The following is a 17683-nucleotide window of genomic DNA, read 5'->3' on the forward strand; positions in this document are numbered from 1 at the left end:
GGCTAGTCTCCCATGTTCAGCAAGGACCTCGAGTACAGCATCGGCCAGTGCTACAAGCGCGCCCGCGAGGCGCGCCACGAGTACATGACGGTCGAGCACCTGCTGCTTTCGCTGCTCGACAACCCGTCCGCCGAAGCCGTGCTCAAGGCCTCCGGCGCCGATTTCCCGCGCCTGCGCGCGGACCTGGAGCAGGCCATCGAGAAGTCGGTGGTCAAGCTCGACATCGAGGACGGCCGCGACACGCAGCCGACGCTGGGTTTCCAGCGCGTGCTGCAGCGGGCCGTCTACCACGTGCAGTCCTCCGGCAAGAAGGAAGTCACCGGCGCGAACGTGCTGGTGGCGATTTTCGGCGAGAAGGATTCGCACGCGGTGTATTTCCTCAACCAGCAGGACGTGACCCGGCTGGATGCGGTCAACTACCTGTCGCACGGCATCGCCAAGCACGGCGGCGAAGAGCCGCAGCAGCACGAGGACGGCGCACGCGCCGAAGCGGGCGAGGGCGGCGAGGCCAAGGGCGATGCGCTGGCCGAATTCGCCGCCGACCTCAACGCGCTGGCGCGCGAAGGAAAGATCGATCCGCTGGTGGGGCGCGGCGAGGAAGTCGAACGCACCATCCAGGTCCTGTGCCGCCGGCGCAAGAACAATCCGCTGTACGTCGGCGAAGCCGGCGTCGGCAAGACCGCGCTGGCCGAGGGCCTGGCCAAGCGCATCGTCGACGGCCAGGTGCCGGAGGTGCTGGCCGACGCGGTGATCTACGCGCTCGACCTGGGCGCGCTGGTGGCGGGCACCAAGTACCGCGGCGATTTCGAGAAGCGCCTGAAGGGCGTGCTCGCCGCGCTGAAGAAGGTGCCTGGCGCGATCCTGTTCATCGACGAGATCCACACCATCATCGGCGCGGGCTCGGCGTCGGGCGGCACCATGGACGCCTCCAACCTGATCAAGCCGATCCTGGCCTCGGGCGAGCTGCGCTGCATCGGTTCGACCACGTTCCAGGAATACCGCGGCATCTTCGAGAAGGACCGCGCGCTGGCGCGGCGCTTCCAGAAGATCGACATCGTCGAACCGACGGTGGGCGAGGCGGTGGAGATCCTGCAGGGCCTGAAGGCGCGCTACGAGGCGCATCACGGCGTGAGCTACGCCGATGACGCGATCCGCGCGGCGGTGGACCTGTCGGTCAAGCACATCGGCGACCGGTTGCTGCCCGACAAGGCCATCGACGTGATCGACGAGGCCGGTGCCCGGCAGCGGCTGCTGCCCGAGGATGCGCGCAAGCAGCTGATCGACGTCGAGGAGATCGAGGCGATCGTCGCGCGCATGGCGCGGATCCCGGCCAAGCAGGTCAGTGCCTCCGACAAGGACGTGCTCGCGCACCTGGAGCGCAACCTGAAGATGGTGATCTTCGGCCAGGATCCGGCGATCGAGACCCTGACCAGCGCGATCAAGCTCGCGCGCTCGGGGCTGGGCAACCCGGACAAGCCGATCGGCAACTTCCTGTTCGCCGGCCCCACCGGCGTGGGCAAGACCGAGGTCACCCGCCAGCTCGCGCTGCAGCTGGGCATCGAACTGGTGCGCTTCGACATGTCCGAGTACATGGAGCCGCATTCGGTGTCGCGCCTGATCGGCGCGCCCCCGGGTTACGTCGGCTTCGACCAGGGCGGCCTGCTGACCGAGAAGATCGTCAAGACGCCGCACTGCGTGCTGCTGCTCGACGAGGTGGAGAAGGCGCACCCGGACATCTTCAACATCCTGTTGCAGGTCATGGACCGCGGCGTGCTCACCGACACCAACGGGCGCGAGGCCAACTTCAAGAACGTGATCGTGGTGATGACCACCAATGCCGGTGCGGCCCAGGCCGCGCGGCGCTCGATCGGCTTCACGCAGCAGGACCACAGCACCGACGCCATGGAAGTGATCCGGCGCAGCTTCAGCCCGGAATTCCGCAACCGCCTGGACGCGGTGGTGCAGTTCCAGCCGCTGGGCATGGAGCACATCCTGCGCGTGGTGGACAAGTTCCTGATCGAGCTGGAAGCCCAGTTGCACGAAAAGGACGTGGCCCTGTCGGCGACCCCGGCGGCGCGCGAGTGGATGGCCCAGCACGGCTTCGACCCGCTGATGGGCGCGCGGCCGATGGCGCGGGTCATCCAGGACAGGATCAAGCGCCCGCTGGCCGACGAACTGCTGTTCGGCAAGCTGGTCGGCGGCGGCCGGGTGAGCATCGACGTTGTCGACGGCGAGCTGACCGTGGAGGCCAGGCCGGAGCCGGAAAAGCTGTTGCCGGCGACGGTGTAACGAAAAAGGCGGCCATTGGCCGCCTTTTTTATCAATAAGTTACCGCAATTATTTCATGCGATAGGTGATCCGGCCCTTGGTCAGGTCGTACGGAGTCATCTCCACCTTGACCTTGTCGCCGGTGAGGATCCGGATGTAGTTCTTGCGCATCCGGCCCGAAATATGGGCAATGATTTCGTGGCCGTTCTCCAGCTTCACCCGGAACATGGTGTTCGGGAGGGTTTCGGAGACCGTGCCTTCGAATTCGATGACGTCGTCTTTCGCCATGTGCTTCCTGTTGCAGGGCCCCGTTCCAGGGCCCGAAAGTCCGCCATTCTGCCACGCGGGCAGGTAGCTGCGCAAAATCCCGGGTGAACCGTCAACCTGCCAGGGCCGCGGCAGGCACGTTGCCGAAGGCCTGCGTCCAAGACCCGGTAGCGCCGGGCAGGGCCACCAGCCGCGCCACTTCCGACAGGAAGCGCGGCCGCGGCCAGGACTCCGCACCCAGCGAGCGCAGGTGCCGGTTCTCGACCTGGGCATCGAACAGCGGCCAGCCGAGCGCGTGCAGGTGCGCGGCGAGCGCGGCCAGCGCCAGCTTCGATCCGCCGGAGCGCGCGCTGAACATGCTTTCGGCGAAGAACATCCTGCCCACGGCCACGCCGTACAGGCCGCCCACGAGATCCGGGCCGTCGCGAACCTCGATCGAGTGCGCATGGCCGAGGTAGTGCAGCCTGCGGTAGGCCGCCTGCATCTCCGCCGTGATCCAGGTGCCGTCCTGCCCGGGACGCGGCGCGGCACAGGCCGCGATCACCGCGTCGAACGCAGTGTCCGCATGCACCGTCCAGGGCAGCGCGCGCAGGCTGCGGCGGAAACGCCGCGACAGGTGCACGCCGTCGGTCCGGAACACCATGCGCGGGTCGGGCGACCACCACAGGATCGGTTGGCCGTCCGAGTACCAGGGGAAGATGCCGTGGGCGTAGGCGTCGAGCAGGCGGGCGGGCGAGAGGTCGCCGCCGACGGCGAGCAGGCCGTCTGGTTCGCGCAACGCCCGCTCCGGATCCGGAAATCCGCCGTCACCGAGCACCGTCAGTTCCAGCCCCATCCCGCCATTGTAGGAGCGCGCCTCGCGCGCGAAGCAAAAACGCGAACCGCCCGCTCACGTGCGGGGCGCCGCGGAATGGCCTTGCCCAAGCCGGGACACGGCGTGAACCCGTCCATGGGGCCTCGTCGTCGACATCCATGTCTCCGACGGTCCCGTCTTGGGCAAACCCATTCCACGACGCTGAGCCAAGCGGGTGGATCGATGCTTCGGCCGCGACGGTGCTCCGGGCGTCGCGGGAAAGGTGGTGCGCTTTGGCGAAATCAAGGAGGAGGCCGGGCCGCAGGCCCGGCCGGGGGACATTCGCCAAAGCGGACCGCCTTTCCCGCGTAAGCACGCGAGGTACGCGCGCGAGGCGCGCTCCTAGGAGGCGGGGCGGAAGGGGGAGTGGGTGGCGAGGGTGGCGGCGTAACGGTGGACGGCTTCGCGTTCCTGCGCGCACCACGGCGCCAGCGCCGCCGCGAACGCCGGATCGGCGATCCAGTGCCGGCTGTGCACGAAGGCGGGCAGGAAGCCGCGGGCCAGCTTGTGCTCGCCTTGGGCGCCGGGTTCGAATCGGGTGAGGCCTTCGCGCAGGCAGTATTCGATGCCCTGGTAATAACAGGTTTCGAAGTGCAGCCCGGACACCGGATCGGCCAGCAACGTGCCCCAGTAGCGGCCGAACAGCGTGTCGCCGCCGCGCAGGCACAGGGCGCCGGCCACGGGCGCGTCGTCGCGCATGGCCAGGAACAGCACCAGTTGCCGCGGCATGGCTGCGGCCAGGTGCTGCAGGAACTCCAGCGTCAGGGTCGGGCGGTTGCCGTGCCAGGCGAAGGTCTGCAGGTAGAAGTCGTGCATCGCGGCAAGGTCTTCGGCGCTGGCTTCGTCGCCGTGGACCACGCGGAAGCGGATCCCGGCGCGCGCCACCTTCGCGCGCTCCTGGCGGATGTTCTTGCGGTGCTTGTGGTCCATCGCCGCGAGGAAGGCGTCGAAGTCGCGCCAGCCGTCGCGGTCGTGCCAGTGGTACTGCACGTCGGTGCGCGCGATCCAGTCCGCGCCGAAGGCAGGCGCTTCGGCAGCCGGATGGAAATTGACGTGCACGGACGAAAGCGCGGCCTCGGCCGCGATCGCGCGGAAGGCTTCGGCCAGGACCTGCCGGCTCGCCTCGTCGCGGGCCAGCAGGCGCGGCCCGCTGACGGGGCTGTAGGGCACGGCGCACAGCCATTTCGGGAAGTAGTCGCGGCCATGCCGGGCGTAGGCGTGCGCCCAGGCATGGTCGAACACGAATTCGCCGTGCGAGTTGTGCTTCAGGTAGGCCGGGGCTGCGGCGACCAGATCATTGCCTTCCCACAGGGCAAGGTGTCGCGGCTCCCACCCATGGTGTGCCGCGACCACGCCATGGGCTTCCATGCCGGCGAGGAAGGCATGGGCGACGAACGGGTTGCTGCCGTCGTGCAAGGCATCCCATTGCGCGGCGGGGATGTCGGACAGCGCGCCGTGGATGCGCGCCGTCGCCATCAGTCGTTCTTGTCGAGGAAGCGCTCCGCGTCCAGCGCGGCCATGCAGCCGAAGCCGGCCGAGGTGATCGCCTGGCGGTAGACCTGGTCGGCCACGTCGCCGGCAGCGAAAACGCCCTTGACCGAGGTTTCGGTGGCGCCGCCGGCCAGGCCGGAACGGATCTCCAGGTAGCCGTTGTTCATCGCCAGCTGGCCCTCGAACAGGGAGGTGTTCGGGGTATGGCCGATGGCGACGAAGAAACCGTGCACGTCGATCTCGCGGGTGCTGCCGTCCTGCACGGACTTCAGGCGCAACCCGGTGACGCCGGCATCGTTGCCCAGCACCTCGTCGACCACGTGGTGCCAGACCGGCACGATCTTGCCCGTGTCGATCTTCGCCTGCAGCTTGTCCTGCATGATCTTTTCCGCGCGCAGGGTGTCGCGGCGGTGGACCAGGTAGACCTTGCGCGCGATGTTGGACAGGTACAGCGCTTCCTCGACCGCGGTGTTGCCGCCGCCGACCACGGCCACGTCCTGGTCCTTGTAGAAGAAGCCGTCGCAGGTGGCGCAGGCGGAAACGCCGCGGCCCTTGAATTTCTCCTCCGACTCCAGGCCCAGGTACTTGGCGGTGGCGCCGGTGGCGATGACCAGGGCGTCGGCGGTGTAGGTGCCGTTGTCGCCGGTCAGGCGGAAAGGCCGCTGCGACAGGTCGGCGGTATGGATGTGGTCGAACACGACCTCGGTGTCGAAGCGCTCGGCGTGGGCCTGCATCCGTGCCATCAGGTCCGGCCCCATGAGTCCGTGCGCATCGCCCGGCCAGTTGTCGACTTCGGTGGTAGTCATGAGCTGGCCGCCCATTTGCAGGCCGGTCACGACGACGGGCTTGAGGTTGGCGCGGGCCGCGTAGACGGCGGCGGTCCAGCCGGCGGGGCCGGAACCCAGGATGAGAAGTCGGCAGTGCTTGGATGCAGTCATGTAAGAGGGGGCCGTGGGTATAATCGTCCGGCCATTATCCCCTTAATCCTCCCCCGAATCCGAGGCCCAAGAAAGACATGCGTATCGGCGTCCCCAAGGAAACCAAGACCCTCGAAGGGCGCGTTGCGCTCGTTCCCGCCGCGGCGGGTGACCTGGTCAAGCGTGGCCACGAGGTGTGGCTGGAGCAGGGCGCCGGCATCAAGAGCGGTTTTTCGGACGAGCAATACACGCGCCTCGGGGTGAAGATCGCGCCGGACGCGGCGTCGCTGTACGAGAAGGGCGAAATGATCGTCAAGGTCAAGGAGCCGATCGCCGGCGACCTGCAGCACCTGCGTCGCGACCACCTGCTGTTCTGCTACCTGCACCTGGCGGCCGAACCGGAGCTGACCCGCAAGCTGCTCGACATCGGCCTGACCGGCGTCGCGTTCGAGACCGTCGAGCTGCCCAACGGCGACCTGCCGCTGCTGGCGCCGATGTCGGTGATCGCCGGCAAGATCGGCGTCCAGGTCGGCACCCACCTGCTGCACCAGCCGATGGGCGGCAAGGGCAAGCTGCTCGGTGGCCTGCCGTCGACCGAGCGCGGCAACGTGGTGGTGTTCGGTGCGGGCAAGGCCGGTGGCGCTTCCGCCGCGCTGGCCGCCGCCGCCGGCGCCAACGTCACCGTGTTCGAGATGCGCCAGGACCGCATGGACGAGATGATGCGCCTGGGCAACAACGTCACTGCGCTGTACCCGTACCACGACGTGGTTGCCAGCAAGGTGGCCGCCGCCGACCTGGTCGTCGGCGCGGTGCTGGTCACCGGCGCCAAGGCGCCCAAGGTGCTGACCCGCGAGATGCTGCGCGGCATGGAGGACGGCAGCGTGGTCGTCGACATCGCCATCGACCAGGGCGGCTGCTTCGAAACGTCGCGCCCGACCACCTGGAAGGAACCGACCTACGTGGAAGAGGGCGTGACCCACTTCTGCGTGACCAACATGCCCGGCGCGGTGCCGCAGACGTCCTCGCAGGCGATCTGCGCGGCCATCCTGCCGTGGGTGAACAAGCTGGCCTCCGGCTCGGCCTGGCGCGACAACGACGCGCTGGTGCGCGGCATCAACGTCGAAGGCGGCAAGCTCGTGCACCCGGCCCTGATGGACATGAAGCTCTGACGTCGGCAACGGCCAACCGCAGGAAACCGGCCTCCGCCGCGGCGGAGGCCAGGCGTGGCGCGCCCATGACGCGTCGCCAGCGGTTGTGGCGCGACATCGCGCTGATCCTGGTCGCACCGCTGCTGCTGTACCTGCTGGCCAGCCTGGTCACCTATTCGCCGACCGATCCGGCCTGGTCGCACTCGGGCAGCGTCACCGCGCCACTGCACAACGTCGGCGGCCGCGTCGGCGCCTGGCTGGCCGATGTCCTGCTGTACCTCACCGGTTTCGTCGCCTTCCTGCTGCCGTTCGTGCTCGGGTTGATCGCCTGGATCGCGCTGTCTGGCATGGACACCGACGGCGATGGCGACGCCGACCTCGGCCCGGCCCTGCGCCTGGTCGGCATCATCGGTTTCCTGGTGTCGGCTGCGGGCCTGCTCGAGCTGCGCATCGGGGCGGTGGAGGACTTTTCCGGCGGTGCCGGCGGCATCCTCGGGCAGCTGGTCGGCCCCTCGCTGTACCGCGGCTTCGGCCCGATGGGCAGCAACCTTTTCCTGCTCGCGTTGCTCCTGGTCTCGGTCACCCTGGCCACCGGCCTGTCATGGCTGGCGGTGATGGACCGCATCGGCAAGTGGACCCTGGCCATCCCGGACCTGGTGGCGAAGCTGGCGCGGGTGTCCAGCCGCGAGGCGGACAAGTGGCAGCAGACCCGCGAGCTGCGCGAGGAACGCGAGGAGGTGCGGCGCTACGACACCGAACTGCGGGCGAAACGCGCCCCAGTGAAGATCGAGCCGCCGGCCCCGACCGTGGTCGAGAAGAGCGACCGGGCCAAGCGCGAACAGCAGATCCCGCTGTTCCATGTCGGCGACGGCTCGGGCATTCCGCCGCTGGCGATGCTCGACGACCCCAAGCCGCAGGCCAAGGGCTACGACGAGCAGACCCTGGAAACGCTGTCGCGGCAGATCGAGTTCAAGCTCAAGGATTTCCGCATCGACGCGCAGGTGGTCGGTGCGTACCCGGGACCGGTGATCACGCGCTTCGAGATCGAGCCGGCGCCGGGGGTCAAGGTCAGCCAGATCTCCTCGCTGGACAAGGACATCGCGCGCGGCCTGTCGGTGAAGTCGGTGCGCGTGGTGGACGTGATCCCGGGCAAGTCGGTGATCGGCCTGGAGATCCCCAACTCGCACCGCGAGATGATCTTCCTCAGCGAGCTGTTGAGGTCCCGCGAGTACGACAAGTCGCCCAGCCCGCTGACCCTGGCGCTGGGCAAGGACATCGCCGGCCGGCCGACGGTGGCCGACCTGGCGCGCATGCCGCACCTGCTGGTCGCCGGTACCACCGGCTCGGGCAAGTCGGTGGCGGTCAACGCGATGGTGCTGTCGCTGCTGTACAAGGCCAGCCCGCAGGACGTGCGGATGTTGATGATCGACCCGAAGATGCTGGAGCTCAGCGTCTACCAGGGGATCCCGCACCTGCTCGCGCCCGTGGTCACCGACATGAAGGAGGCCGCCAATGGCCTGCGCTGGTGCGTGGCCGAGATGGAGCGGCGCTACAAGCTGATGTCCTCGGTGGGCGTGCGCAACCTGGGCGGCTTCAACAAGAAGGTCAAGGACGCCATCGACAGCGGCCAGCCGCTGATGGATCCGCTGTTCAAGCCCAACGCCGAATTGAACGAGGCGCCGCGTCCGCTGGAGACGCTGCCGTTCATCGTCATCATCATCGACGAGTTCGCCGACATGATGATGATCGTCGGCAAGAAGGTCGAGGAGCTCATCGCGCGCCTGGCGCAGAAGTCGCGCGCCGCCGGCATCCACCTGATCCTGGCGACGCAGCGGCCGTCGGTCGACGTCATCACCGGGCTGATCAAGGCGAACATCCCGACGCGCATCGCGTTCCAGGTCTCGAGCAAGATCGACTCGCGCACCATCCTCGACCAGAGCGGCGCCGAAACCCTGCTGGGCCACGGCGACATGCTGTACCTGCCGCCGGGCACGGCGATGCCCGAGCGCATCCACGGCGCCTTCGTCAGCGACGACGAGGTGCATCGCGTGGTCGAGCACCTGAAGCAGAGCAGCGACGGCCCGCAGTACATGGAAGGCGTGCTCGAGGAAGTGCAGTCGCTGGGCGACGGGACCGTGGTCGGCGCGACCGGGCTGCCCGAGAGCGGCGGCGGGGCGGGGGACGAATCGGACCCGCTGTACGACGAGGCCGTGCGCATCGTCACCGAGACCCGGCGCGCCTCGATCTCCGGCGTGCAACGGCGGCTGAAGATCGGATACAACCGCGCCGCGCGCCTGGTCGAGGCCATGGAGGCCGCGGGAGTGGTGTCGCCGCCCGAGCACAACGGCGACCGCACCGTGCTGGCGCCACCACCGCCGGCGTCGTAGGAGCGGCGGAAGCCGCGATGCCCCGGCGCATCTTCCGCCGCTACTGCAATGCCCGGTTCAGGTTTCCACCGGCAGACTTCGGGACATGAAACGTATCGCACGAGCTGCCATCGCCATCGGCGCCATGTTCGCCTCGACCGCCTTCGCCGGCGCGCGCGACGACCTGGCCGCGTTCACCAGGGACGTCAAGGGTCTGCAAGCCCCGTTCACCCAGCAGGTCTTCGACCCGAACGGCAAGCTGCGCGAGTCCTCCAGCGGCGAGGTCGCCCTGTCGGCGCCGCGCCTGTTCCGCTGGGAGTACCGCAAGCCCTACACGCAGCTGATCGTTGCCGACGGAAAGCATGTCTGGGTGTACGACCCGGACCTCGAACAGGCCACGCGCCGGGCACAAGGAGCGGCCGAACAGGGTAGCCCGCTCGCGGCGCTGATCGATCCCGAGCGCCTGGACAGCGACTACATCGTCGCCGAAGCCGGAAAGGCCGACGGCCTCGAGTGGCTGAGCCTGAAGCCGCGCAACGGCGAAGGCGCGGCGTTCGAATCCGCGCGCCTGGGCTTCGGCGCCCACGGCCTGGAGAAGATGCAGTTCACCGACGCACTCGGGCAGAAGAGCGTGATCGACTTCGGCCAATGGAACCGCAATCCCGCGTTCACCAAGTCCACGTTCAGCTTCGATCCGCCTCCGGGCCTGGACGTGATCGAGGGGTGACGAAACCTGCAGGATTCCGCGAGCGCGACTCACGGACCCTGCACGGCTTGCGCGGCAGATTGTCGCCATGCGCCAGTTCCTCGCCATCGCCGCATTGGTCGCCACCGGATTGTTGCCGGGGCAGGATTACGTGCAGGCGCAAGGTGCGGATACCGTGCGCATCGACCGGCCGGCAGTCGAGGTCGCACCGGACCGCACGCAGCTGTCGGCTGCACTACGCACCGCGATCCGCGAAGGCTTTCCGCAGCGCGACGTGCGCATCCGCCTGGCCGGCCTGGACATCGATCCCGCCGGCCCAGCGCAACGCGAGGTCCATGCACGCGGCCGCATCCTGCTGGACGATGCCGGCGACTGGATCGACTTCGATGCCGTGGCCCTGTACGACCTGGAAACGGGGCGTGCGACGACCACCGCCCTGCAGATGCAGGCGCCCCGGGACATCGCCTTCGAAGTCGACGCGAAACTGGCGGCTGAACTGAAAGCCGAGGCCACGCGTCGCCTGCGCGCCGAGTTCGCCAGCCAGCCGGCCAGCATCGAACTGGCGGACGTGGAGTCGCGCAGCGCCGGCGACCTGATGGCGCTGGTGGCCGACGGCAGTGCGCACTTCGGCGCCGAAGGCAGCACGCAGGCCACGGTGCGGGCGCTGTACGACCCCCGCAACGGCCAGTGGCTGCGCCTGGATTACGAACTGGGCTACGACGGACAGGACAACGGCGGCTGACCCGCCGGCGGGCGCAACGGGTATCTTTGGCGCATGCCACGACGTAGCGCCCCACCGACGATCGGCAACGACGACCTCCTCGCCGCGGACAACGCCGCGCTCAAACCCCTGGCGGAGCGCATGCGCCCGCGCAGCCTCGACGAGATGGTCGGGCAGCGGCGGTTGCTCGCGCCGGGTTCGGCCCTGCGCCGCGCGATCGAGTCCGGCCGCGTGCATTCGATGATCCTGTGGGGCCCGCCGGGTTGCGGCAAGACCACGCTTGCGCTGCTTCTGGCGCAGTACGCGGACGCGGAGTTCCGCGCGATCTCGGCAGTCCTGTCGGGACTTCCCGAGGTCCGCCAGGTGCTGGCCGAAGCCGGCGCCCGCTTCGACCAGGGGCGGCGCACCGTGCTGTTCGTGGACGAGGTCCACCGCTTCAACAAGGCGCAGCAGGACGCGTTCCTGCCGCACATCGAGCGCGGCAGCATCCTGTTCGTCGGCGCGACCACCGAGAACCCCTCCTTCGAATTGAACTCGGCGCTGCTGTCGCGCTGCCGCGTGCACGTGATGGAAGCGCTGTCGGTCGAGGACATCACCGTGGCGCTGCGCCAGGCCCTGGCCGATGCGGAGCGCGGACTCGGCGACCGCGACCTTCATGTGGGCGACGAACAGCTGCAACTGATCGCCCAGGCCGCCGACGGCGACGTGCGCCGGGCACTCACGCTGCTGGAGATCGCCGCCGAGGTGGTGGAGGAGGGCGGCACCGTCACCGACGCCACGCTCGCCCAGGTGCTGGCCGACCGCACCCGTCGCTTCGACAAGGGCGGCGACCAGTTCTACGACCAGATCTCGGCGATGCACAAGTCCGTGCGCAGCTCCAATCCCGACGCCGCGCTGTACTGGTTCGCGCGCATGCTCGACGGCGGCGCCGATCCCGCCTACATGGCGCGGCGCCTGACCCGCATGGCAGTGGAGGACATCGGCCTGGCCGACCCGCGCGCACTGCCGATGGCGATCGACGCCTGGGACGCCTACGAACGCCTGGGCAGTCCGGAAGGCGACCTGGCCCTGGCCCAGGTGGTGATCTACCTGGCCAGCACCGCGAAGTCCAACGCAGCCTATGCCGCGTTCAACGCCGCCCGTCGCGATGTCGAGCAGCACGGCTCGCAACCGGTACCGATGCACATCCGCAATGCGCCGACGAAACTGATGAAACAGCTCGGCCACGGCAAGGGCTACCAGTACGACCACGACGCCGAAGGCGGCGTCGCCCTGGGCCAGACCGGGTTCCCGGACGCGATGGGCGAACGCGTGTACTACGAGCCGGTGGAACGCGGCCTCGAGATCAAGCTCAAGGACAAGCTCGACGCGTTGCGCAAGGCGCGCAGGGAAGCACGCGGCCTTCACGAGCCCTAACGCGGGACCCCTGCAGGCTGGCGTTCGCGCACCCGTGCGACGAGGAGCCTGTGGGAGATCCTTCCGAACCCGCGCTGTCGGCGCTTGTTCCCGGTGGCGCCGAGGCCGGCACGATCCTGCACCTGTTCTGGATCATGGCGATCGGCGCGGTACTGGCGTGGGCCGTGGTCTGCCTCATCGCCTGGCATGCGATGAGGCGGCGGGCACCAGCAGCCGAACGCAAGGCGCGCTGGCTGATCATTGTCGGCGGCGCAATGGTGCCGACCGTCGTCCTGGGCGCCTTGCTGACATACGGCTTGCTGCTGATGCCGCCGCTGCGCGCCGAGGTGCCGCCCGATGCATTGCGCGTCCGGGTCTCCGGCGAGCAGTGGTGGTGGCGCGTCGCCTATGAGTCGCCGGATGGCGGCGTGGTCCCGAGCGCCAACGAGTTGCGGCTGCCGGTGGGCGAAGCGGTCGTGCTGACGCTGTCCAGTCCCGACGTGATCCACTCGCTGTGGATCCCCGCGCTGGCCGGCAAGGTCGACATGATCCCGGGGCGCGACACGCACCTGGTCCTGCGCGCCGAACGCGCAGGCGTGTTCCGCGGCGTCTGCGCGGAGTTCTGCGGCGCCTCGCACGCGCACATGCGTTTCCTGGCCGTGGCGATGCCGCGCGGCGACTTCGACCGATGGCTGCAAGCCCAGGCCGCGCCAGCGGCGGAGCCGCCAGGCGCGCTGGCGCAGCGGGGCAGGGCGGCTTTCCTCGGCAACGGCTGCGGCGGCTGCCACACTGTCCGCGGTACTGCAGCCGTTGGCGAGGTGGGACCGGACCTCACCCATCTCGGTTCGCGCCTGGAACTGGCGGCCGGCACCTTGCCCAACGACGGGGAATCCCTGCGACGCTGGATCAACGCGCCGCACCACGCCAAGCCAGAGGCACTGATGCCCGCGTTCGACATGTTGCCGGCGCAGGACGTGCGCGCCATCGCCGCATGGCTGGAGTCGCTGCAATGAACGATTCCGCGCTCGACCGCCTGCGCACCGCCTGGAAGACGCCACAAGGCTGGCGTTACTGGTCTTCGGTCAACAACACCGTGGTCGGGCGCTGGTACACGGCCACGGCGATCGGGTTCTTCCTGTTCGCCGGGTTGCTCGGGGTGCTCATCCGGTTGCAGTTGGCCGTGCCCGACAACGACCTGGTGGATGCGGACACCTACAGCCAGCTGTTCACGCTGCATGGCTCGGTGATGATGTTCCTGTTCGCGGTGCCGATCTTCGAGGCCTTCGCGATCCTGGTGCTGCCGTCGTTACTGGGGGCGCGCGACCTGCCGTTTCCGCGGCTGTCGGCGTTCGGCTTCTGGTGCTTCCTCATTGGCGGCGTGTTCGTGGCCGGCTCGATCCTGTTCGACGCGGCGCCGCGCAGCGGCTGGTTCATGTATCCGCCGCTGAGCACCGAGTTCGAAGGCGGTTACGGCCCCGACGTGTGGCTGCTGGGACTCAGCTTCATCGAGATCGCCTCGATCGCCGCGGCGGTGGAACTGATCGTGGGCGTGTTGAAGATGCGCCCGCCGGGCATGCGCATCCACCTGATGCCGCTGTATGCGTGGTACATCCTGGTGGTCGGCGCGATGATCCTTTTCGCGTTCCCGCCGCTGATCGCCGGCGACCTGATGTTCGAGCTGCAGCGCATGGCCGGGTGGCCGTTCTTCGACCCGGCGCGCGGCGGCGATCCGCTGCTGTGGCAGCACCTGTTCTGGATCTTCGGCCACCCGGAGGTCTACATCATCTTCCTGCCGGCGATTGCGCTCGTGGCGATGATCGTGCCGACCTTCGCCCGGCGCCCGGTCGTCGGTTACAGCTGGATCGTGCTTGCGGCCGTCGGTACCGGGTTCCTCAGCTTCGGTCTGTGGGTACACCACATGTTCACCACGGGCATGCCCAACATCTCGCTGGCGTTCTTCTCGGCGGCCTCGCAGGCCGTCGCACTGCCCACCGGCATCCAGATCTTCGCACTGCTGGCGACGGTACTGGCCGGCCGCCTGGCGCGTTCGGTGCCGATGCTGTTCGTGCTCGGTGCGCTGGTGATCTTCGTCCTCGGCGGCCTGACCGGCGTGATGGTGGCGCTGGCGCCGTTCGACTTCCAGGCGCACGACACCCATTTCGTGGTCGCGCACCTGCACTATGTGCTGATCGGCGGGATGGTGTTCCCGGTGGTGGCCGGCACCTACTACTACTTCCCGCTGGTGTTCGGCCGGAAGCTTTCCGATGCACTCGGCAAGTGGGTTTTCTGGCTGATGTTCGCCGGCTTCAACATCGCCTTCCTGCCGATGCACCTGAGCGGGCTGATGGGCATGCCGCGCCGGGTCTACACCTACCACGCAGGGCAGGGGCTGGACCTGCCGAACCTGGTGTCGACGATCGGCGCGCTCGTGCTTGCCGCCTCCTTCGCATTGCTCCTGTTCGATGCGCTGCGCACGGCCAGGCGGCGCGGCAACGACGGGCGCGATCCGTGGCGGGGCGGCACCCTGGAATGGCTGGGCGAACTGCCGCCGCCGCCCTGGAACCTGCGTTCGATTCCCATCGTGCAGTCGCGCTATCCGCTCTGGGACCAGCCGGGCCTGGCCACCGACACGGAGGCGGGCCGCTACTACCTGGGCGACGCGCCGGAACTGGAGCGTGAAACCCTGGTGACCTCGGTATCCGACGCGCAACCGGAACAGTGCCTGCGCGTTCCCGGCCCGACCTTCCTGACCCTGTGGGCTGCCGTGTTCACCGGTGGCGCCTTCGTCTTCCCGGTGTTCCACCTGTACGTGCCGGCGGCGATCAGCGGGCTGCTGGCGATCGCCGTGATCGTCGCCTGGCTGTGGACTGGGACCGCCAGGATTCCGGAGAAGGCGAAAAAGGACGTCGGTCGCGACCTGGTGCTCCCGCTGTATGCCTCGGGGCCGAAGTCGGTCGGCTGGTGGGCGATGTTCATCACCATGATCGGCGACATGACCGCGTTCGCCAGCCTGGTCTTCGGCTACCTGTACTTCTGGACCATCCACGACGACTTCGCTACTGCATCGGCCGTCGGGCCAGGCGTCGCATGGCCGTCCATTGCTCTGGCCGCGGGCCTCGGGGCCTGGCTGGCGACGCTGGCCGCGCGGGCCTGCAACCGGCGCGACAAGGCAACGGCGTTCCACGCATGCGGCGCGGCGGCGGTACTGATGGCGCTGGCCTCGATCGCGGCGTTGTTCGCCGGCCCGATGACGCACGCGATGGATCCGGCCACGCATGTGTATCCGGCCACGGTGTGGCTGCTGTCGGCCTGGACCATCGTGCACGTCGCGGCAGGCGTGCTGATGCTGCTGTACTGCATCGCGCGCCGTGTCGCCGGGCGGCTGACCGCGCGTTACGACATCGACATCCACAACGTCGTGCTGTACTGGCACTTCACCGCGATCACGCTGCTGGTGACGGTAGCGGCGATCGCCGGATTCCCGTTGCTCGCATGAAGAGTCCATGGACATTGGTCGCGGGCCCGGCGACATGGGCACTGCATTTCCTGGCCTGCTATGTGCTGGCCGCGGTGTGGTGCGCGAAGATGTCGCGCGTGGCCGCGCTGGGCGAGGCACGGATCGCGCTCTGGGTACTGACTGCGGTCGCCCTGGTAGTGATCGCGGGATTCGGCTGGCGCGGCTGGCGCGCGCATCGCCGGGGCAGGGCGGCAGTGCCGCACGACGGGCCCGGTACGGGCGACCGCAGCCGGTTCCTCGGCCTGGCCAGCCTGCTGCTGTGCGGATTGAGTGCCGTCGCCGTGCTGTACTCGGCGCTGGCGATCGCGATCATCGGGGATTGCCGATGAGCCTGCGCCACGCCCAGGCGATTTCCGGCGTCGCGCTGCTGGCGCTGCTCTGGTTCGGGCCGCTGCCGGCACTGTCCCGCCATTCGTTCGCTGCGCACATGGCCATGCACATGGGCGTGGTCGCGCTGGCGGCGCCGCTGCTGGCGGCCGCGATCGCGGATACCCGTTTCGATCCTGCACGGCGCTGGCCGCGCGGGTGGATGGCGGCACCGTGGTGGGTGCTGTTCGCTTCGGTGATCGAGTTCCTGCTCGTGTGGGCCTGGCACGCGCCGGTTTTGCACACGCTCGGGCGCACCAGTGCCGTGGCGATGGTGCTCGAGCAGGCCAGCTTCCTCGGCGCGGGCATGCTGTTGTGGCTTGCGGCACTCGGCCAGGGACGCGTGCCTTCGCGCGAGCGCGCTGCCGCCGGCACGCTGGCGCTGTTGCTGACGGCAACGCACATGACCTTGCTGGGCGTGCTGCTGGCGATGTCCAGCCGCGTGCTCTACGTGCACGCGGGCCACGGTGCTCCCGCCGACGCCTTGCACGACCAGCATGTCGGCGGGGTCCTGATGCTTGTCATCGGTGGCCTGTCGTACATGGTCGGCGCCCTGGTGCTGCTGCAGCGGTTGCTGCATCCACGGCAGGAGGCGCACGGATGAAACGCGTGCGCTCCAGGCGCCGGCGGCGCCTGCGGTTCCGCTTGTTGTTGCGCCATGCGGTGCTGGTCGTGGTGCTGCTCGCTGCCGGTGCCCTGATGTTCGTTGCCGCCGGCATGGCGCCGGTGGCAGCCGACGCAGGCCATTGGCCGGTGACCCGCGTGCTGCTGCACTCGGCCATGTCGCGCGCGGTCGAAGTGCGCGCGATGAAACTGCGGGCGCCGCCGCTGGACGATCTTGCCTTGCTGCAGAAGGGGGCAGGGCATTACGCCACCGCCTGCATGGATTGCCACGGCGCCCCCGGGGTTCCGCGGCGGCACGTGGTTCGGCAGATGACGCCGACGCCGCCATTCCTGCCGGAGAAACTGGGCCGGATGACGCCGGAGGAACTGTTCTGGGTGGTCGACCACGGCATCAAGTACACCGCGATGCCGGCTTGGGGCACGCGTGGGCGCGGCGACGAAGTCTGGGCGATGGTGGCGTTCCTGGAGCAGATCGAGGGCATGTCGCCGCAGCGCTTCCGCCAGCTGGCCTACGGGGTGGATGGCGACGACGACAGCGTCCTGGGCGACTGCGCGCGTTGCCACGGGCGCGACGGCAGCGGGCGGGGCACCGATGCGTTCCCCAGGCTTGCCGGGCAGGAAGGCGCGTACCTGTTGGCCAGCCTCGAGGCCTACGCGAGCGGCAAGCGGCGCAGCGGGATCATGCAGCCGGTGGCTGCCGATCTGGACGAACACGAGCGACGGGCGATGGCGGAACATTATGCGAAGCAGCCGGCGAAGGCGGCTTCGGTCCCGGTGCGGGCCCCGGCAGCGGCGGAGGCCGTTGCCCGCGGCCGCCGCCTGGCCGAACGGGGCAACGGCATGCGCCGGATTCCGGCCTGCGCCGCCTGCCATGGACCCGGGGCTGGTCCTGGCGAGCGCAACCGGATGTATCCACGGCTGGACGGCCAGTACGCCGGCTATCTCGCGCTGCAGCTGCGCCTGTTCCGCGATGGCGGGCGCGGCGGCACGCGTTATGCGCCGATCATGGAGCGCGCCGCAGCCGGGCTGAGCGATCGCGACATT

Annotated in this window: 15 protein-coding genes; 11 read left to right on the top strand and 4 right to left on the bottom strand. The window is 68.8% G+C overall.

All coding sequences use genetic code 11. The features are described 5' to 3' along the window. The first annotated feature begins 12 nt into the window (after window positions 1–12). A complete protein-coding gene (gene clpA, locus QAA18_RS04495; protein WP_279411343.1) occupies window positions 13–2289 on the top strand; it encodes an ATP-dependent Clp protease ATP-binding subunit ClpA in 2277 nt (758 codons plus the stop codon). Between the two features lie 48 nt (window positions 2290–2337). Here clpA and infA read toward each other — a convergent pair whose 3' ends face one another. From infA to trxB, 4 genes are all read right to left on the bottom strand, one after another. Next, window positions 2338–2556, bottom strand: a complete 219-nt coding sequence (gene infA / locus QAA18_RS04500) for a translation initiation factor IF-1 (protein WP_117202246.1) — start codon at window positions 2554–2556, stop codon at window positions 2338–2340. A gap of 91 nt (window positions 2557–2647) precedes the next feature. Then, window positions 2648–3370, bottom strand: a complete 723-nt coding sequence (gene aat / locus QAA18_RS04505) for a leucyl/phenylalanyl-tRNA--protein transferase (RefSeq protein ID WP_279411349.1) — start codon at window positions 3368–3370, stop codon at window positions 2648–2650. A gap of 360 nt (window positions 3371–3730) precedes the next feature. Next, window positions 3731–4864 (bottom strand): GNAT family N-acetyltransferase, encoded by a 1134-nt coding sequence (locus tag QAA18_RS04510; protein WP_279411350.1) that lies wholly within the window; start codon window positions 4862–4864, stop codon window positions 3731–3733. Beyond that, on the bottom strand, window positions 4864–5817 hold the full coding sequence (gene trxB / locus QAA18_RS04515) for a thioredoxin-disulfide reductase (RefSeq protein ID WP_279411352.1): 954 nt from the start codon (window positions 5815–5817) through the stop codon (window positions 4864–4866). Before trxB ends, QAA18_RS04510 begins: the two co-directional genes overlap by 1 nt. A 77-nt stretch (window positions 5818–5894) precedes the next feature. Between trxB and ald the strand changes: the two genes are divergently transcribed. The 10 genes from ald to QAA18_RS04565 all read left to right on the top strand — a co-directional run. Then, window positions 5895–6965 carry an alanine dehydrogenase gene (gene ald / locus QAA18_RS04520; RefSeq protein ID WP_279411354.1) on the top strand — a complete coding sequence of 357 codons (1071 nt, stop codon included), beginning with the start codon at window positions 5895–5897 and terminating at the stop codon, window positions 6963–6965. A 65-nt stretch (window positions 6966–7030) separates the two neighbouring features. Next, window positions 7031–9331, top strand: a complete 2301-nt coding sequence (locus QAA18_RS04525; protein ID WP_279411356.1) for a DNA translocase FtsK — start codon at window positions 7031–7033, stop codon at window positions 9329–9331. Window positions 9332–9416: 85 nt separating this feature from the next. Continuing rightward, window positions 9417–10037, top strand: a complete 621-nt coding sequence (gene lolA / locus QAA18_RS04530; RefSeq protein WP_279411359.1) for an outer membrane lipoprotein chaperone LolA — start codon at window positions 9417–9419, stop codon at window positions 10035–10037. 67 nt (window positions 10038–10104) lie between these two features. After that, window positions 10105–10758 carry a hypothetical protein gene (locus QAA18_RS04535; RefSeq protein WP_279411362.1) on the top strand — a complete coding sequence of 218 codons (654 nt, stop codon included), beginning with the start codon at window positions 10105–10107 and terminating at the stop codon, window positions 10756–10758. A gap of 33 nt (window positions 10759–10791) precedes the next feature. Beyond that, window positions 10792–12153 (top strand): replication-associated recombination protein A, encoded by a 1362-nt coding sequence (locus QAA18_RS04540; RefSeq protein ID WP_279411364.1) that lies wholly within the window; start codon window positions 10792–10794, stop codon window positions 12151–12153. A gap of 50 nt (window positions 12154–12203) precedes the next feature. Further along, complete coding sequence (coxB, locus tag QAA18_RS04545) at window positions 12204–13145, top strand: cytochrome c oxidase subunit II (RefSeq protein WP_279411366.1); 942 nt, start codon at window positions 12204–12206, stop codon at window positions 13143–13145. Then, the gene (gene ctaD / locus QAA18_RS04550; RefSeq protein ID WP_279411368.1) at window positions 13142–15628 is read left to right on the top strand and encodes a cytochrome c oxidase subunit I; all 2487 of its coding nucleotides are present in this window, start codon (window positions 13142–13144) and stop codon (window positions 15626–15628) included. The genes coxB and ctaD overlap by 4 nt, the downstream gene beginning before the upstream one ends. Then, complete coding sequence (locus QAA18_RS04555) at window positions 15625–15978, top strand: hypothetical protein (protein ID WP_279411370.1); 354 nt, start codon at window positions 15625–15627, stop codon at window positions 15976–15978. The genes ctaD and QAA18_RS04555 overlap by 4 nt, the downstream gene beginning before the upstream one ends. Beyond that, complete coding sequence (locus tag QAA18_RS04560; RefSeq protein ID WP_279411373.1) at window positions 15975–16619, top strand: cytochrome c oxidase assembly protein; 645 nt, start codon at window positions 15975–15977, stop codon at window positions 16617–16619. The genes QAA18_RS04555 and QAA18_RS04560 overlap by 4 nt, the downstream gene beginning before the upstream one ends. Further along, a partial coding sequence (locus tag QAA18_RS04565) for a c-type cytochrome (RefSeq protein WP_279411376.1) occupies window positions 16616–17683 on the top strand: 1068 nt, incomplete at its 3' end. The genes QAA18_RS04560 and QAA18_RS04565, both read left to right, overlap by 4 nt.

The organism is Luteimonas sp. 8-5 (assembly GCF_029763755.1).
GTDB lineage: Bacteria > Pseudomonadota > Gammaproteobacteria > Xanthomonadales > Xanthomonadaceae > Cognatiluteimonas.

Excerpts from the sequence above, each read along its gene's own strand:
- clpA (WP_279411343.1), top strand. The coding sequence starts at position 13 with ATGTTCAGCAAGGACCTCGAGTACAGCATCGGCCAGTGCTACAAGCGC.
- infA (WP_117202246.1), bottom strand. The coding sequence starts at position 2,556 with ATGGCGAAAGACGACGTCATCGAATTCGAAGGCACGGTCTCCGAAACC.
- aat (WP_279411349.1), bottom strand. The coding sequence starts at position 3,370 with ATGGGGCTGGAACTGACGGTGCTCGGTGACGGCGGATTTCCGGATCCG.
- QAA18_RS04510 (WP_279411350.1), bottom strand. The coding sequence starts at position 4,864 with ATGGCGACGGCGCGCATCCACGGCGCGCTGTCCGACATCCCCGCCGCG.
- trxB (WP_279411352.1), bottom strand. The coding sequence starts at position 5,817 with ATGACTGCATCCAAGCACTGCCGACTTCTCATCCTGGGTTCCGGCCCC.
- ald (WP_279411354.1), top strand. The coding sequence starts at position 5,895 with ATGCGTATCGGCGTCCCCAAGGAAACCAAGACCCTCGAAGGGCGCGTT.
- QAA18_RS04525 (WP_279411356.1), top strand. The coding sequence starts at position 7,031 with ATGACGCGTCGCCAGCGGTTGTGGCGCGACATCGCGCTGATCCTGGTC.
- lolA (WP_279411359.1), top strand. The coding sequence starts at position 9,417 with ATGAAACGTATCGCACGAGCTGCCATCGCCATCGGCGCCATGTTCGCC.
- QAA18_RS04535 (WP_279411362.1), top strand. The coding sequence starts at position 10,105 with ATGCGCCAGTTCCTCGCCATCGCCGCATTGGTCGCCACCGGATTGTTG.
- QAA18_RS04540 (WP_279411364.1), top strand. The coding sequence starts at position 10,792 with ATGCCACGACGTAGCGCCCCACCGACGATCGGCAACGACGACCTCCTC.
- ctaD (WP_279411368.1), top strand. The coding sequence starts at position 13,142 with ATGAACGATTCCGCGCTCGACCGCCTGCGCACCGCCTGGAAGACGCCA.
- QAA18_RS04555 (WP_279411370.1), top strand. The coding sequence starts at position 15,625 with ATGAAGAGTCCATGGACATTGGTCGCGGGCCCGGCGACATGGGCACTG.
- QAA18_RS04560 (WP_279411373.1), top strand. The coding sequence starts at position 15,975 with ATGAGCCTGCGCCACGCCCAGGCGATTTCCGGCGTCGCGCTGCTGGCG.